The organism is Streptomyces viridifaciens (assembly GCF_001888885.2).
Taxonomy (GTDB): Bacteria; Actinomycetota; Actinomycetes; order Streptomycetales; family Streptomycetaceae; genus Kitasatospora; species Kitasatospora aureofaciens.
Window position 1 is genome coordinate 4,744,891 of sequence record NZ_CP090841.1, and the last position, 14,931, is coordinate 4,759,821.

The following is a 14,931-nucleotide window of genomic DNA, read 5'->3' on the forward strand; positions in this document are numbered from 1 at the left end:
CCGGCGGGGCCTCGACCCTCGGTCGGTCGGGGCCCCGACGTGTTGTTCGCCCCGAGCAGTTGACCTCGGGGTCAAATAATCACTACGGCGGCGGCGTGGGCAGACCGATGAGCTTCGAGCCGGACGTGGTCATCGCGCGGGCGATGGAGACCTTCTGGACCAAGGGCTACGGTGACACCTCCCCGGCCGACCTCGCGGAGGCGACAGGGGTGCCCAAGGGCAGCCTCTACCACTCCTTCGGCTACAAGCCTGTTCAGTGCGATGCGGACCACCAGGGCGGCGCTGCCGAGCATCCTGGACCGCCGCGGTGCGATCGTGAACGTCTCCTCGGGCAACGCCCGCACGCCCACCGGTTCGCCGGTCGGGTACGCGGAGGCGAAGGCGGCGCTGACCGTGTTCGGCAAGCGGCTCAGCGAGGAGCTGGCGCCGCGCGGTGTCCGTGTGAACACCGTCTCGCCGGGCGTCGTGGCCGGTCCGTTGTGGACCGACCCCGACGGCTTCGGCGGCAAGGTGGCCGCCGCGTCCGGCCTCGGACACGGCGACCTGCTCGCGGGGCTGCCCGGTCGGATGGGCATCGCCTCGGGGCGTCTCACCGAGCCGGCGGAGGTGGCGGATCTGGTCGTGTTCCTGCTGTCCGACCGCGCCGCCGACATCCACGGCGCCGACCACGTCGTCGACGGCGGCACCCTCAAGACCGTCTGACCCCGCGCGCCACAGCCGCCGGACTCGCCCAGCTGGTCCGAACTCGCTCAACAACCCGGTCGAGTACCAGTTCACGGTCAACGGCGTGGCCGGATCCGTGAACGGCGCCAGCCGCTCCGCCCGCTTCGCAAAAGGGGGTTGTCGGCGCGGTCGGGCGGTCGTGATGATCGTGCGATGAGCACCATCATCAGACGGGTACGGACCGACGAGTGGGAGCGGGTCAAGGAGATCCGCCTCGCCGCGCTGCAGGACCCGGTCGCGCACCTCGCCTTCCTGGACACCTACGAGAACGCCTCCGCCAAGCCCGACGGCTTCTGGCAGGAGCGCACCGCCGGGGCCGCCGAGGGCGAATCCGTGTGGCAGGCCGTCGCCGAGGCCCCTGACGGGCGCTGGCTCGGCACCATGACCGTGTTGGTCGAGCGGCCCGGCGGGAACGGCGCCCTCGGCGGCGATGTCATCACCGTCCCGCAGGCCCACGTCGTCGGCGTCTACGTCCGCCCCGAGGCTCGCGGCACCGGCCTCGCGCACGAGCTGATCGAGGCCGCCCAGGACTGGGCCTGGTCGCTCAGCGAGCCCCGGCTCCGGCGCGTGCGGCTGTTCGTCCACGAGTCCAACGCCCGCGCCGAGGCGATGTACGTGCGGGCCGGCTTCAAGCCCTCCGGCGCGTCCGTGCCGGTGCCGGGCGACGAGACGCACCGGGAGATCGAGCTCGCCGTCGAGCGGGACTGACGCGGCCCGCTAGCGCACGGCTTCCTCGCCGCGCGGCTCCGCCGTCGCGGCGAGGGCGCCCGGGAGCTCGGCGCAGGCGGCTCGGAGGCGTCGGGTGAGGTCCTCGCGGGTGTGTCCGGCGGGCTGGGCCACCCAGGCGGCGAGGGCCTGGTGGAAGGCGGAGAGCAGCATGTCCAGCGCGAGCCGGACGCGCAGGGCGGCGATGCCCTCTTCGGCGGTGCCCTTCTCGGCGGAGTCCAGGGTGAACCGCCGTTCGGTGACGGCCGCCGCCTCCCGGCTGACGCGGTTGCAGAAAGCCAGTCCGTGGGCATCCATCGAGGGCGTCCTGGCGGCCAACCTCCGGCTGGCCAGGGCGCGTTGGGCCCATGTGTCGCTGGGCATCCGGCCGATCGCCTCGACCAGTGCTTCCTCGTAGAGCGAGACCAGCGGGCGGCCCTGCGGCGGATGGTCCTCCAGCACCTCCAGGAACGCGGTCCAGAGGTCCTGGGTGGGCGCCGCCGCGACGTCCTCCTTGCTGCTGAACGTGCGGAAGAACGTCCGCTTGGAGACCTCAACCGACTCGCACAGCTGGTCCAGGGTCACCCGGTCGAAGCCGTGCTCGCCGAACAGCTCCAGCGCGGTGTCGATCAGTGCCTGGCGGGTGCGCAGCTTCTTGCGCTCGCGCAGCGGGAGCACCGGGTTCTCGGGAGTCATCGAGGCCAGTGTATCCAAGCAGCTATTGCCACCTGTAGGCTTGTGCCACTCAGTGGCAGAATCTAGGGGAGGATCCTCCATGCGTGCGCTTCTGGTCGACCGCTCGGCCCCCGGCCGCCTGCGCCTCGGCACCGCTCCCGACCCCGAACCGGCGCCGCACCAGGCGCTGGTCCGGGTCGCCGCGACCTCGCTCAACTACGGTGAGGCCGCCTTCGGTCTCGACTCGGCCCCCGACGGCACGGTCCTCGGCTGGGACGCCGCCGGAGTCGTGGAGCGTGCCGCCGCCGACGGCTCCGGTCCGGCGGCCGGGACTCCGGTGGTCACCCTGATGCCTGCCAGCGCCTGGGCCGAACTCCGGGCCGTCGACACCGGGTTGATCGGCGTCGCGCCCGCCGGAGCCGACCTGGCGGCGCTCGCCACCGTCCCGGTCGCCGGCCTCACCGCCCTGCGCGCCCTGCACCGCGTCGGGCCGCTGCTCGGCCGCACCGTGCTGGTCACGGCGGCCACCGGCGGCGTCGGCCGGTACGCCGTCCAACTCGCCCGTGCCGCAGGGGCGTACGTGATCGCCTCCACCGGCGCACCGGAGAAGAACCGCGAGCTGCTGGAACGGCTGGGCGTCCACGAGGTGGTCGGTGCACCGGGGCAGGCCTCGCGCCCGGTCGACGGCGTGATCGAGCTGGTCGGCGGACCCCAACTGGTGGAGGCCTATGAGGCCTTGGGGGAGGGCGGCACGCTGGTCGCCACCGGGCACATCGCCGGCAAGGGCGAGGACTTCCCGTTCGGCGCGCTGTTCGGCGACCAGCAGCGGCACGACCGCAGCCTGGTGACCTTCTTTCTGCTCGGGTGCGCCGGCCTCGGCCGGGACCTCGGCTGGCTCGCCCACCGCGTCGCGGCAGGGGAGTTGGACCCGGGCATCACCTGGCGCGGCAGCTGGGACGACGCGGCGCAGGCCGTCGAGGCCCTGCTCGCCGGGCGGCTCCACGGCAAGGCGGTGCTGACCTTCGACGCCTGAGACCAGGCCCCGCCTCCGCTCGGGGCCAGGGCCGCCGTACGGGCCCCGAGCGGAGGCGGCGAACGGCGGACTACCGGAAGTCCTCCGCATGGTCCCGCACCCACGAGCGGAAGGTGCGGGCCGGGCGGCCGAGCACCTGCTCCACGGTGTCCGTCACCCGCTCCGGCTCGCGGGTGAACGACTCCCAGGCGCGCAGCCTGGACTCCACGAACGCCGCGTTCCCCCAGGCCGCCGTCAGCTGTTCACGGGCCGTCTCCGGCGCCAGCTCCGCCCAGCGCACCTCGGTGCCGAGCTCCTCGCCGATGATCCGCGCCAGGTCGGCGTGGGCGATCGACTCGGGCCCGGTGACCAGGTACTTGGCTCCCTCGTGGCCGTCCTCGATGAGCGCCCGAACGGCCACGTCCGCGATGTCGCGCTCGTGGATCAGCGAGCGGCGCGCCTGCCCGTACGGCCAGCGGACGAGGCCCTCGCGGACCTGGCCGGCCCAGCCGAGCACGTTTCCCGCGAAGTCGATCGCCCGGACGAAGGTCCAGGCCAGGCCGGACCGGCGGATCAGCCGCTCGATCTCCTGGTGGAAGATCACGGGCGGCTCGTCGTCGGCGAGGTCCGGAACGTCCGTCGAGAGGTAGACGACCCGCTCGGCGTGTTCGGCGATCAGCTCCACCACCCGCGGCTGCACCGGGATCCCGGGCCACATCAGGTAGACGGCCTGCACCCCGCCGCTCAGGCCGGCCGCCAGGCTCTCGGGCGCCGCCAGATCGCCCTCGACGGCCTCCACCCCGACGGGCAGCGCGGCCTCGGCGGCGTTCCGCACCAACGCCCTTACCTCGTGGCCGCCTTCGGCCAACGAGGCCACGACGTGCCTGCCCACACTGCCGTTCGCGCCGATTACCAGAATCTTGGTCATGCGGGGCCCAACGCCGCCCCGGCCCGGCCTATGCCCGACCTGTGCCCGGCCCGTGCCGGCTACCAGCCCTCCTCCACCTGCCCGTCGTCCGCGAGTCCCGCCTGCCGGGCCAGCCACCGGGCCGACTTCCTGCACAACGGGTACCGGTCAGGCCGGGGTGATGGTCAGAACCGTCGCGAAGTTCAGGCTGGTGACCCCGCCGGGGATGAGGCAGCCGAGGAGGTCGAGGTTGGCGGCGGTGAAGGTCTCGACCACGTGGCCGCCGGCGAACTCGCCGGAGGTGACGGTGCCGGTCTCGGTGAGGACGGTGGTGGACAGGCCCCGGACGACGGCCGCGGTGAACGGGAAGCTGCTGGTGGTGCCGTTGTTCCAGCGGATGGTCTCGACCCCGCTCTCGCCGATCAGCTGGTTGCAGCTGAGATCGAGCTGGGCGGTGACGTCCCGCTCCCCGGCCGTGGCGGTGGAGTTGGCGGACAGGCAGCTGCCGGTCGGGCTGTGCGCGTCGATGACGTTGAGGTCGCCGTCGACCACGACGGTGGTCGGCCGCACGGTGTCGGTGAGTCCGGGGGCGTAGGTCGTGTAGCTCCAGCCGGTGCAGTTGATCCCGGCGGTGGAGGCGTGGGCGGGCGCGGCGGTGACCACCGCGCTGCCGAGGGACAGGGCCAGCAGGCCGGCGAATGCGGGGATCCGGTGGATTCGTCCTCGTCTGATCACGGCTGCCTCTCCAGGTGGTGGTGGCGCGGTGCAGCGGACTCCGGCGGTCAACAGCATCGGGACCGGACCGTACTGATCACAAGTGGGTGCGGCCTATTGACCGGTCCGGACCGAAACTGTCCGTACTGGCGGGTGAATTGAGCGGCAGGGCCGCTGGGCGGCTCGGCCGCTCACTCGCCCATCCGCACCACGTACTTGCCGGTGGCCCGCCCCTCCTGCATCGCGTCGTGTGCGGCCGGTACGGCCTCCAGGCCCGGCAGTTCGGTGAGCGGGATGCCGAGGCCGCTGTTGGCCTGCAGGTCGAGGGTGGTGCGGATGGCCCGGGCCAGGCGCTCGGGGGCGGTGGCGGCGAAGGCGCGGTGGCTGAACCCGGTGACGGAGAGGTTGCCGCCCATCAGGCGGCCGAGCGGGGGCAGGGCGCCGACCTCGCCGCCGCCCGCGTTGCCGAACAGGACGATCCTGGCGCCGGGCGCGGCGACCGTCAGGTCGAGCTCCAGCGCGGCGGTGCCCAGCGGGTCGAGCACCAGGTCGACGCCTCGGCCGCCGGTGGCGGTACGGACGGCGTCGGCGAGCTTCTCGTCGCGGGCGAAGGCGTGGTGGTAGCCGAGGTCGACGGCGGCCGCGGCCTTCTCCGGGCGGCCGACCGTGCCGATCAGCGTTCCGCCGCCGCCGAGCAGCGGGACGAGCTGGGCCACCGCGCTGCCGACGCCGCCGCCGGCCGAGTGCACCAGGACGTTGTCCCCGGCGGTCAGCCGGCCCGCGTCGGTGAGCAGCAGGACGGCGGTGGCGAGGCCGAGCGGGGCGGCCGCGGCGGTGCGCAGCTCCAGTCCGTCCGGAACGGGCAGGGTCAGTACGGCGTCGGCGACCACGACCTCGGCCAGTCCGCCGCCGACCGGTGCGGCGACCACCCGGTCACCCACGGCCAGCCCGGTGACGCCCTCCCCGAGCTCCCGGACCGTACCGGCCACCTCCTTGCCCGGCAGGTACGGCCACTCGGCGGTGTAGCCCGCGTCGCCTCGACGGGCCATCACGTCCACGAAGTTCAGACCGGCCCAGGCGACGTCGATCGCGACCTGGCCGGGTCCGGGATGCGGTGCCTCGATCTGCCGGATCTCGGAGTTCTCGGCTCCGCCGGGTGCGGTCATCACCAGTGCGCGCATGTCGGCCCCCTCGACTACGATGTTCGACGAACGGCGAAACTGCCGTGGCACAGTGGTACCAGCTACGTTCGTCGTTTGTCGAACATCGCAGATCGGAGGAGGTCCAGCGTGGCCCGCAGCACTCGCCGCCGACCGGCGCCCGCACACCCGGCGACCGAGGAGATCGACCTGTACGACGTTCTGCACGCGCTCTCCGACCCGACCAGGATGACCATCGTGCGCGTCCTGCGGACCGAGCCCGAACGGGCCTGCGGCACCTTCCCGGTGGACGTCGCGCCCTCCACCCTCAGCCACCACTTCAAGGTGCTGCGCGAGTCCGGCGTGATCAGCCAGCGCGAGGAGGCCAACCGCCGGTTCTCCGCCCTGCGGACGGTGGACCTGGAACGGCGTTTCCCCGGACTGCTCGACACCGTCCTGGCAGCGCTCGCCCGCAACGAGCCCGGCGGCGGGCCGGCGGGCGAGGAGTCCGGCCACGAGCCCGGCTCCGACAAGGCCCGGCACGGGTAGCGGAGGCCGGAGTCAGGCGCCGGTCGCGCGGTGCCGGCGGTGGTACGAGACGGTGACCGCCGCGAGCAGCGGGCCCCAGGCAACGGCGGGCAGATAGAGGAAGCCGACCAGCAGGTGCCCGAGCGGGGTCATGTTCGGGTGCGGCATCGCCCACCAGGCCAGGAACGGAGTCCAGAGCACCGTCAGCGCGGCGGCGCCCAGCGAGGCCGCCAGGACGACGCGGCGCGGGTCGACCGGGCGCCCGCCGAGGAGCGGGATCCAGCGCGGCGGCACCGTGCCCCACGGCCGGACCAGGCCGAGGGTGAGCAGGGCCAGCGCCTCGGTGAGCACGCTCAGGGTGAGCGGCCAGACGGCGTCCCAGCCGGTGAAGCCCACCGCGTGGTAGCCCGCGTCGGTGTACCCGCCGTGCCAGCCCAGGACCAGCCCGAGCCGCCACAGTCCAGCCGGCAGTGCGGTGACCGCGGCCAGGTGGGCGGCGCGGACCGCCCAGCGCGGCGGGGCGGGCACGGCGGAGGTCGCGGGCGCGGCGGTACGGGGCGTCGTCATGCGTCCACCCTCCCGTGCGGGCCGCCGCATCGGCGTCCGCCCGGCGGCGGGCTCGTGCCGGACCCCTCCCCCTGGTGGGGGAGGACCGTCTCAGCCCCGGGCAGGCCGATCGCGGCCGCCGGGCGTCACCGCAGCCGCGAGGAGGACAGGATCGACGCCAGGTGTGCCACGACCATCCCCCAGGTGATCACCGTGATCCCGGCGAGCGTCCACCGGGTGGCGTCCAGGTTGTGCAGCCCGGCATCCACCGCGGCCGCCGCCAGCAGCACCAGCGAGGCCTCGATGCCGTTCGTCACCCGGTGGATCTTGAAGATCGAGGCGAACCGACGGGCCGTCGCGATGCCCTGGGAACGCGGCTGGGTCGACTCCTCGTTCGCCGGCGGCTGCCCGCTGCGGGCCCGGGCCACGTCCACCAGGTCCGTCGAGGCCTTGAGCAGCACCACGCCCAGCGCCGCCGCCAGACCCGCCGACACCCACAGCTCCGAACCGCCGCGGGCCGCCCGTACGCCCGCACCGATCATCAGCGCGGCGTCCGCCAGGTAGGCGCCGAGCCGGTCCACGTACACCCCGGCCATGCTGAACTGGCGCTTCCAGCGCGCCACTTCGCCGTCCACACAGTCGAACAGCAGGAACAGCTGGAACAGCACCGCCGCGAGCACCGCCCCGGTCGGGCCCGGGATCAGCAGGGCCGCGCCGCCGCCGACCCCGCACACCACCATCACCCAGGTCAGGGTGTTCGGCGAGACCCGGGTGCGCACCAGCTGCCGGGTGGTCCGCAGCGAGATCGCCCGCATGTACATCCGACCCGCCCAGTGCTCACCGTTGCGGCTCTGCAGCTTGGCCTGCGGCTGGCACACCTCGCGCAGCTCGGCGAGCGCCGGAGCAGCCACCATGACGACATCCCTCCACCTGTCCCGAAACGATCACCACAGGCTACGGCCTCCGGGCAGGCACCCCGACCGGCAGGTACGGCCCAGGGGGAGCGGGAAAACCGGTGGGCCGCCCCACCCTCCCCGGGCTAGGCTTCCCGGGTTCACCGGAACCGGAGCCCCCGGCCCCGATCGCCCGCTCCCGCAAGCCCGTTGGCGTTCCTCGACGTGACGCGGTCGGACGGAAGGCGGCGCGACCCGGCCCCGGGGCGGAACGAGGAGAGCACAGCATCATGGTGACCACGGGCACCGCACCGCAGAGCCCCGACCTGGCCCGACTCCTGGCCGGTCACCGGCCGCAGGGCCCGGTCGAGACCGCCGACCACGCCCGGGCCCGCGCCCTGGTGGACGCCCCCGACGCCTGGGACCGCGGCACCCCGCTGCACTTCACCGCCTCGGCGCTGATCGTCCACCCGCCGACCCGCCGGGTGCTGCTGCGCTGGCACGTCCGCCAGCAGGCCTGGCTGCAGGTCGGTGGCCACGGCGACCCCGGGGAGACCCTGCCGCTGGACATCGCCCTGCGCGAGGGCCTGGAGGAGACCGGCCTGACCGACCTCACCCCCTGGCCCGACGCCGCCCTCGTCCACCTCGCCGTGGTGCCCGTCCCCGCCTCGCCCGTCGAACCCGCCCACGAGCACGCGGACCTGCGCTTCCTGCTGGCCACCGGCACCCCGGACGACGCCAGGCCGGAGAACCCCGCCTCCCCGCTGGAGTGGCTCACCGTCGAGGAGGCCAGGGAGCGGACCACCGAGGAGAACCTCCGCGAGACCCTCGACCGCGCCGCCCGCCTGCTCGGCTGAGCCACCCCGCCGCCCAAGGATCCCGCCCCGCCACCCAAGGACCCCTGAGGACCCTCGATGCACACCGACCAGACCCTCATCTTCGACGCCGACGACACCCTCTGGGAGAACAACGTCCTCTTCGAGCGGGTCATCGCCGGCTTCCTGGACTGGGTCGCGACCCCGGTCGAGCGAGAGGCCACCCGCACCCTGCTCGACCGGATCGAGGCCGCCAACGCGGCGGCCCTCGGCTACGGCGCCACCGTCTTCCGGCAGAGCCTCGCGGACTGCCTGCGGCAGCTGAACGACGACCGCACCCCCACCGAGGCCGAGCTGGCCCGGATCGACGAACTGCTCGCCCCGCTCACCCGCCGCGGCGAGGTCGAGCTGATCACCGGCGTCGCCGACACCCTCACCGCCCTCGCCGGCCGCCACCACCTGCTGCTGCTGACCAAGGGCGACCAGGAGGAGCAGCAGGCCAAGGTGACGGCCTCCAGCATCGACCACCACTTCCGCGGCATCCACATCGTGGCCGAGAAGTCCGTGGACACCTACCGGCAGCTGACCACCGAGCTCGGCCTCGACCCGGACCGGACCTGGATGATCGGCAACTCACCCAAGTCCGACATCGCCCCCGCCCGCCGGGCCGGCCTGCGCACCGTGTTCATCCCGCACGAGCACACCTGGGTGCTGGAGCACGTGGACCTCGGCCCGGACGAGGCGACGCTGCAGCTCACGGCCTTCCCGGAGCTGCTGCGCCACTTCTGAGGCCCCGCGGTCACAGCGCCGCGCGGCGAGCGGCGAGCGCGCGGGCGACCGCGACGCGCTACAGCGCCAGCGCCGCCGCCGGGGCCTGGTTCGTACCCCGGTACAGCCAGGCCCGCTCGGAGGCCGACCACACGCTCGTGGTCAGCAGGTAGAGCCCCGCGGCCACCGGCACCAGTACCGCGAACAGCACCGAGGCGAAGGACAGGTACGGCAGCAGCGCCGCCCCCGGCTGCGGGGTGGTCTGCGCCGCCGCCGCACGCCGGGCCCGGCGGTAGTTGACGTACCCGACCGCCGCCAACCCGGCGTACAGCAGGCCGAACACCGCGAACTGCCCGGCGCCGTGCGCGTTCCCGACGTGCAGGCCGAGCGGCACCCCGAACAGGGTGTGGTCCAGCAGGTCGTTCGGGGTGGTGAACAGCCGGTACATCACCGAGAAGAACGGGATCTGGACCAGCATCGGCAGGCAGCCCGCGAACGGCGAGACCTGTTCCTTCCGGTACAGCTCGGCGAGCGCCTCGCGAGCCTTCTCCGGGCTGTTCCGGTGCTTCTTGTTCAGCTCGGCGACCTTCGGCGCGAGTTTCGAACGGGCCTTCTCCCCGCGCGCCGCCGCCCGTGCCAGCGGGTGCAGGCACAGCCGTACGGCGAGGACGAACAGGACGATCGCCAGCGCGGTCGGCAGGACGTGGGCGATGGCGGAGACCACGGCGTGGGCGACGGTGACGGCCGGGTCGAGAACGGACAGAACGGACATGGTTGAGCGAGCCCTCCGGGGTCTCAGGACATGAGTGATCGGCGGAGGACGGCCGCGAAGAACCCACGGCGATGGAGCGATGAGGGGTTACGCGGCCGCCGGGGCCGCTCCCGGCGCCCTGGGGCGTCGCCTGCCCCGGGCGTCCGGATCACGCTGCGGAAGGAACGCCGTACGGAACGCCCGGCGCCGCAGCACTCCGCTGCGCACCGCCGCCGGGGCCCGGGCCCCCAACAGCCGCGCCCCGGCCAGGGCGCCCGCGACCGCACCGGCCACCAGGGCCACGGCCGCCACGGCGGCTACGGACGTGAGCGCGCCGCCGTCGGTCACCAGCTGTCCGGTCAACATCCGGAGCAGGCCGAGCAGGAACGCCACAACGCCCACGGCACACGCTCCCCTCGATGTCTCCGGGCTCCCGGTCGTACAGCAGGACGATCGTACGGTGCGTCGGGTTCCCGGCGAAGGGGCGGACGGGCGCACGGCGTAGCGGAGGAGTGCTCGCGCGAGCCGTAGCCACCCGTGCTACACGGGGCTACCGTGGATCCATGAAGACGATTACCCAGCGGGAGTTCCGGAACAACTCCGCCGCGGTGATGGACGCTGTGGAGGCCGGGGAGACCTTCCACATCACCAGGAACGGGGTCGAGGTCGCGGAGCTGCGGCCGGTGTCCGGACGCCGGAGGCTCACGGCGGAGGAGCTGGTGGCCCGGCACGTGAAGCTGCCGCGGGTGGACTACCAGGAGATGCGCAAGGAGGCCGAGGAGTACTTCGGGCCCGAGGAACTGGTGGGGGACGAGGGCGACGACCCGTTCGAGCGGCGGCGTGGCTGAGCGCCGCAGAGCACCCCGACGGCGGCCCGCCGGGGTGCTGGACACCTGCGTGTACATCGACCTGGCGCTGCTGAACCCGGCAGACCTGCCCGCCGTGCCAGAGCTGACCGCGATCACCTTCGCCGAGCTCCAGCAGGGCGTCTCGATGGCCCGCGACCCGGTCAGCCGGGCGGCCCGGCTGGAGGTGCTGGGCGCGGCGATGGCCGACTTCGACCCGCTGCCCTTCGACGCGGCCGCCGCCGCCCGCTACGGGACCCTCGTCACCCTGACGATCGCCGCCGGTCGCCAGCCGCGCCCCCGCCGGATCGACCTGATGATCGCCGCCGTCGCCTCCGCGCACGGACTGCCGCTGTACACCCGCAACGTGGCGGACTTCCGGGGCCTGGGCTCGGCGGTGGAGATCATCGGGCTGTGAGCCCCCGCCGTCTGCGGCCGTCAGTCCAGCCGGACCGTCGTGCCGGTGGCGGCCGAGGTACGGGCCGCCTCCAGGACGGTGAGGGTGGCGACCGCGTCGCGCGGGTCGACCGGGGGCGGGGTGCCGAGGACGGCCAGGGCGGCGGCGATGCCGGCGTAGTAGGCCGGGTAGTCGCCCGGGTCGGTGGGCAGGGAGATCGCGGACTCGTCGCTGCCCAGGGTGCCGTAGTGCTCGGGCAGGTCGGCGCCCCACGGGTGGCTGCCGTCCGGGCGGTGGCCCGACCGCAGCTCCGCCTCCTGCGGGTCCATGCCGTGCTTGACGTACCCGGCGGTGTCGCCGAGCACCCGCAGCCGGGGGCCGATCAGCGGGGTGATGGCGCTGGTCCACAGGTGGGAGCGGGTGCCGGAGGCGTGGGTCAGGGCCAGGAAGGCGTCGTCGTCCACCACCGCGCCGTCGCGCCGCACGTCGATCTCCGCGTACACCGTCTCGACCGGACCGAACAGGGTGAGCGCCTGGTCGACCAGGTGGCTGCCCAGGTCGTACAGGGTGCCGCCGATCTCCGCCGGGTCGGCCAGCTCGCGCCAGCCCGGCTTGGGCTTGGGACGGAAGCGCTCGAAACGGGACTCGAAGCGGTGCACCCGGCCGAGCGCCCCGCCGCGTACCAGTCGGCTCGCGGTGAGGAAGTCGCCGTCCCAGCGCCGGTTCTGGAACACCGAGAGCAGGACGCCCCGCTCGTCGGCGAGCCGGCACAGCTCCAGCGCCTCGGCGGAGGTGCCGGCCAGCGGCTTGTCCACGACGGTGGCCAGGCCCGCCCGCAGGGCGGAGCGGGCGAGCGGGGCGTGGGTGCGGTTGGGCGAGGCGATGACGACCAGGTCCAGCGCGTCCGGGTCCGCGAGCAACTGCTCCGGGGTGTCGACCGCGCGGGCGTCGGGGTGCTCCTGCCGCAGCTGCTCGCGGCGCTCCGGGTTGGCGGTGACCACGGCGTCCAGCCGCAGCCCCGGGGTGGTGGCGATGAGCGGGGCGTGGAAGGCGGAGCCGGCCAGGCCGTAGCCGATCAGGCCGACGCGCAGCGGGCGGTCGTGCGGGGCGCGGGGGGTCTGCGGATTCATGCCGCCTACTCAATCACGAGGCGCCCGGTTGCTCCCGGTTCGGCCGTACGGACGCCGCCCGGCGGTCGTACGGCCGCTGCTCGGCCGCTGTCGGGTCGCTGCCCGCCCGCCGCCGGGTCGCCGCATTCCGCCCAGCGGGACGTCCTGTCCCCGGTCACCCGCGCGGATTAGGCTGTGCCGGGTCAGGGCCCCACGCAAGACGTTGCAACACCTCGGGAGACACGCACGTGGCAGACCGCAAGCCCATCGAGTCCTGGCTGACCGACATGGACGGTGTCCTCATCCACGAGGGCACGCCGATCCCCGGCGCGGAGGAGTTCCTGCGCAGGCTGCGGGAGTCCGGCAAGCCCTTCCTGGTCCTCACCAACAACTCCATCTACACCCCGCGCGACCTGAGCGCCCGACTGGCCGGGATGGGCCTGGAGGTGCCGGAGGAGTGCATCTGGACCTCCGCCCTGGCCACCGCCAAGTTCCTGGCGGGCCAGCGGCCGAACGGCACGGCGTACGTGATCGGCGAGGCCGGCCTCACCACCGCGCTGTACCAGGCCGGGTACGTCCTGACCGACAACAACCCCGACTACGTGGTCCTCGGCGAGACCCGCACCTACTCCTTCGAGGCGCTCACCAAGGCGATCCGCCTGATCAACCAGGGCGCCCGGTTCATCTGCACCAACCCGGACGAGACCGGCCCCTCCACCGAGGGGGTGCTGCCGGCCACCGGCTCGGTCGCGGCCCTGATCACCAAGGCCACCGGCGTGGAGCCGTACTTCGTCGGCAAGCCCAACCCGCTGATGATGCGTGAGGCGCTGAACACCGCCGGTGCCCACTCGGAGAGCGCCGTGATGATCGGCGACCGGATGGACACCGACATCGTCGCGGGCATGGAGGCCGGCATGGAGACCGTCCTGGTGCTCACCGGCCTGACCTCCGCCGCCGACGTGGAGCGCTTCCCGTACCGGCCGAGCCGGGTGGTCAAGTCGATCGCGGACCTGGTCGAGCTGGTCTAGCCTCTGCGGTGCAGTCGCGAGCCCCGTTCCGGCCGAGCGCCGGGGCGGGGCTCGTCTCGTAGGTGTGCCGCAGGGCGGGGAGGCAGGGCGCGGATGAGTGCGACGGGGGAAGCGACGGGGGAAGCGGCGGGCGCGGCGGCGGGGGAGGCTGCGGGCTCCGGGGAGAAGCGGGTCACCTGGGCGGAGCTCTACTTCGACCTGGTCTTCGTCTTCGCGATCACCCAGGTCTCCGGACTGCTGCACCACCAGCACGACCTCACCGGGCTGGTCCGGGCACTGGTGGTGTTCGTGCCGGTCTACTGGTGCTGGGTCGGCACCACCGTGCAGGCCAACATCCGGGACGTCGACAACCTGCGGGACCGGCTCGGCATCCTGCTGGTCGGACTGACCGGCCTGTTCATGGCGCTCGCCGTCCCCGGCGCGTACGGCCGCCGGGGCGTGCTGCTCGGCGCCGCGTACTGGCTGGCCCGGGTGGTGCTGCTGCTCCTGCTGGTGCGCGTCCCGGGCGTCTGGCGCGGTCCGTACGGGGCGGGCGTGCTGGCCAGCGGGCCGCTGCTGCTGGTCGGCGGGCTGCTGCCGGACGGCCCGAGGCTGGTGCTGTGGGCGGCGGCCGCGCTCTGCGACCTGTCCGCGCCGCTGGTGTTCCGGCGGCGGCTCGCGGACGTGGCCTACCATCCGTCGCACATGCCCGAGCGGTTCGCACTGTTCCTGCTGGTGGCGATCGGCGAGTCGGTCGTCGGGATCGGCGGCTCGGCCGCCGCGGCCCGGCTGGACGTGCCCGAACTGCTCGCCGTGGCTGCCGCGTTCACCATCTCGGCCGGCCTGTGGTGGCAGTACTTCGTGTTCGCGGCGGACGCGATGCGGCACGCCGTGGAGGTCGCCGACTCGCGGCGGGACGTGGTCCGGCGGATCTTCCAGTACGGGCACCTGGCGCTGGCCGCCGGGGTGATCGGGGTGGCGGTCGGCTTCGAGGAGACAGTGGCCGACCCGTGGCGGGCGCTCGGCGCCGGGTCGGTGGCGCTGCTGTACGGCGGGTGCGGGCTGTACCTGCTGACCTTCGGGTACACCCGCTGGATGATGTTCCGCCGGATGTCGACGACCCGGATCGCCGCGGCGGTGGTGGTGCTGGGTCTGCTGCCCGCGATGGTGCGGCTGCCTGCGCTGGTGGTGCTGGGGGTGCTGGCGGTGCTGCTGGTGGCGCTCAACGGGGTGGAGCACCTGCGGGTGGTGCGGGCGGCGGGTGCTTCCGCCGCTTCGGCTCCCGCTCCTGATCCGTCGGTTCCTGCCTCGCCGGTTCCCGAGTCGGCTGCTGGCTCGGTTCCCGAGTCGGCTGCTGGCTCGGCTCCCGTGGAGTGAGTTGTCGGTGGGGCTGTGTA

The 14,931-nt window shown here is 73.6% G+C and carries 19 protein-coding genes and 1 pseudogene; 11 read left to right on the forward strand and 9 right to left on the reverse strand.

Annotated features, from left to right (window positions below; translation table 11 throughout):
• Window positions 1-143: 143 nt before the first annotated feature.
• The 3 genes and pseudogenes from BOQ63_RS28420 to BOQ63_RS28430 all read left to right on the forward strand — a co-directional run.
• Window positions 144-233 (forward strand): annotated as a pseudogene (locus BOQ63_RS28420) (TetR/AcrR family transcriptional regulator); the annotation flags it as partial.
• Between the two features lie 28 nt (window positions 234-261).
• The gene (locus tag BOQ63_RS28425; RefSeq protein ID WP_232543253.1) at window positions 262-702 is read left to right on the forward strand and encodes an SDR family oxidoreductase; all 441 of its coding nucleotides are present in this window, start codon (window positions 262-264) and stop codon (window positions 700-702) included.
• Window positions 703-876: 174 nt separating this feature from the next.
• Entirely contained in the window at window positions 877-1,431 is a 555-nt protein-coding gene (locus tag BOQ63_RS28430; protein WP_030290707.1) for a GNAT family N-acetyltransferase, read from the forward strand.
• Window positions 1,432-1,440: 9 nt separating this feature from the next.
• Here BOQ63_RS28430 and BOQ63_RS28435 read toward each other — a convergent pair whose 3' ends face one another.
• Complete coding sequence (locus tag BOQ63_RS28435; protein ID WP_030290709.1) at window positions 1,441-2,124, reverse strand: TetR/AcrR family transcriptional regulator; 684 nt, start codon at window positions 2,122-2,124, stop codon at window positions 1,441-1,443.
• Window positions 2,125-2,203: 79 nt separating this feature from the next.
• Here BOQ63_RS28435 and BOQ63_RS28440 point away from each other — a divergent pair, with 79 nt between their 5' ends.
• Complete coding sequence (locus tag BOQ63_RS28440; RefSeq protein ID WP_030290711.1) at window positions 2,204-3,136, forward strand: zinc-binding dehydrogenase; 933 nt, start codon at window positions 2,204-2,206, stop codon at window positions 3,134-3,136.
• Between the two features lie 70 nt (window positions 3,137-3,206).
• On the opposite strand, the gene BOQ63_RS28445 is transcribed toward BOQ63_RS28440, so the two are convergent.
• The 3 genes from BOQ63_RS28445 to BOQ63_RS28455 form a co-directional block, all read right to left on the reverse strand.
• Window positions 3,207-4,043, reverse strand: coding sequence for an NmrA family NAD(P)-binding protein (locus BOQ63_RS28445; RefSeq protein ID WP_030290713.1), 837 nt, complete (start codon window positions 4,041-4,043; stop codon window positions 3,207-3,209).
• 147 nt (window positions 4,044-4,190) lie between these two features.
• Window positions 4,191-4,757 (reverse strand): hypothetical protein, encoded by a 567-nt coding sequence (locus tag BOQ63_RS28450; RefSeq protein WP_030290715.1) that lies wholly within the window; start codon window positions 4,755-4,757, stop codon window positions 4,191-4,193.
• Window positions 4,758-4,927: 170 nt separating this feature from the next.
• On the reverse strand, window positions 4,928-5,917 hold the full coding sequence (locus BOQ63_RS28455) for a quinone oxidoreductase family protein (protein ID WP_030290717.1): 990 nt from the start codon (window positions 5,915-5,917) through the stop codon (window positions 4,928-4,930).
• A 108-nt stretch (window positions 5,918-6,025) separates the two neighbouring features.
• On the opposite strand from BOQ63_RS28455, the gene BOQ63_RS28460 reads away from it, so the two are divergent.
• On the forward strand, window positions 6,026-6,424 hold the full coding sequence (locus tag BOQ63_RS28460) for an ArsR/SmtB family transcription factor (RefSeq protein WP_078867755.1): 399 nt from the start codon (window positions 6,026-6,028) through the stop codon (window positions 6,422-6,424).
• 12 nt (window positions 6,425-6,436) lie between these two features.
• Here the strand turns inward: BOQ63_RS28460 and BOQ63_RS28465 are convergent, their stop codons facing one another.
• Window positions 6,437-6,970, reverse strand: a complete 534-nt coding sequence (locus tag BOQ63_RS28465) for a hypothetical protein (protein WP_051747342.1) — start codon at window positions 6,968-6,970, stop codon at window positions 6,437-6,439.
• Between the two features lie 125 nt (window positions 6,971-7,095).
• Window positions 7,096-7,863, reverse strand: coding sequence for a CDP-alcohol phosphatidyltransferase family protein (locus BOQ63_RS28470; RefSeq protein WP_030290723.1), 768 nt, complete (start codon window positions 7,861-7,863; stop codon window positions 7,096-7,098).
• A gap of 269 nt (window positions 7,864-8,132) precedes the next feature.
• Here BOQ63_RS28470 and BOQ63_RS28475 point away from each other — a divergent pair, with 269 nt between their 5' ends.
• Complete coding sequence (locus BOQ63_RS28475; RefSeq protein ID WP_030290725.1) at window positions 8,133-8,699, forward strand: NUDIX hydrolase; 567 nt, start codon at window positions 8,133-8,135, stop codon at window positions 8,697-8,699.
• A 57-nt stretch (window positions 8,700-8,756) separates the two neighbouring features.
• Window positions 8,757-9,446, forward strand: coding sequence for an HAD family hydrolase (locus tag BOQ63_RS28480; protein WP_030290727.1), 690 nt, complete (start codon window positions 8,757-8,759; stop codon window positions 9,444-9,446).
• A 58-nt stretch (window positions 9,447-9,504) separates the two neighbouring features.
• Here the strand turns inward: BOQ63_RS28480 and BOQ63_RS28485 are convergent, their stop codons facing one another.
• Both BOQ63_RS28485 and BOQ63_RS28490 read right to left on the reverse strand, forming a co-directional pair.
• Window positions 9,505-10,197, reverse strand: coding sequence for a YidC/Oxa1 family membrane protein insertase (locus BOQ63_RS28485; RefSeq protein WP_033355088.1), 693 nt, complete (start codon window positions 10,195-10,197; stop codon window positions 9,505-9,507).
• An 87-nt stretch (window positions 10,198-10,284) separates the two neighbouring features.
• The gene (locus BOQ63_RS28490) at window positions 10,285-10,578 is read right to left on the reverse strand and encodes a DUF6412 domain-containing protein (protein ID WP_030290731.1); all 294 of its coding nucleotides are present in this window, start codon (window positions 10,576-10,578) and stop codon (window positions 10,285-10,287) included.
• A 161-nt stretch (window positions 10,579-10,739) separates the two neighbouring features.
• On the opposite strand from BOQ63_RS28490, the gene BOQ63_RS28495 reads away from it, so the two are divergent.
• Window positions 10,740-11,024: a type II toxin-antitoxin system Phd/YefM family antitoxin gene (locus tag BOQ63_RS28495; protein ID WP_030290733.1), complete on the forward strand. Its 285-nt coding sequence runs from the start codon at window positions 10,740-10,742 to the stop codon at window positions 11,022-11,024.
• Window positions 11,017-11,439 (forward strand): type II toxin-antitoxin system VapC family toxin, encoded by a 423-nt coding sequence (locus BOQ63_RS28500; protein ID WP_037831599.1) that lies wholly within the window; start codon window positions 11,017-11,019, stop codon window positions 11,437-11,439. Before BOQ63_RS28495 ends, BOQ63_RS28500 begins: the two co-directional genes overlap by 8 nt.
• Before the next feature lie 20 nt (window positions 11,440-11,459).
• Here BOQ63_RS28500 and BOQ63_RS28505 read toward each other — a convergent pair whose 3' ends face one another.
• Window positions 11,460-12,548, reverse strand: coding sequence for a Gfo/Idh/MocA family oxidoreductase (locus tag BOQ63_RS28505; protein WP_030290736.1), 1,089 nt, complete (start codon window positions 12,546-12,548; stop codon window positions 11,460-11,462).
• 227 nt (window positions 12,549-12,775) lie between these two features.
• On the opposite strand from BOQ63_RS28505, the gene BOQ63_RS28510 reads away from it, so the two are divergent.
• On the forward strand, window positions 12,776-13,555 hold the full coding sequence (locus BOQ63_RS28510; RefSeq protein WP_030290738.1) for an HAD-IIA family hydrolase: 780 nt from the start codon (window positions 12,776-12,778) through the stop codon (window positions 13,553-13,555).
• A gap of 93 nt (window positions 13,556-13,648) precedes the next feature.
• Window positions 13,649-14,911 (forward strand): low temperature requirement protein A, encoded by a 1,263-nt coding sequence (locus tag BOQ63_RS28515; protein ID WP_072655179.1) that lies wholly within the window; start codon window positions 13,649-13,651, stop codon window positions 14,909-14,911.
• Window positions 14,912-14,931: the final 20 nt, after the last annotated feature.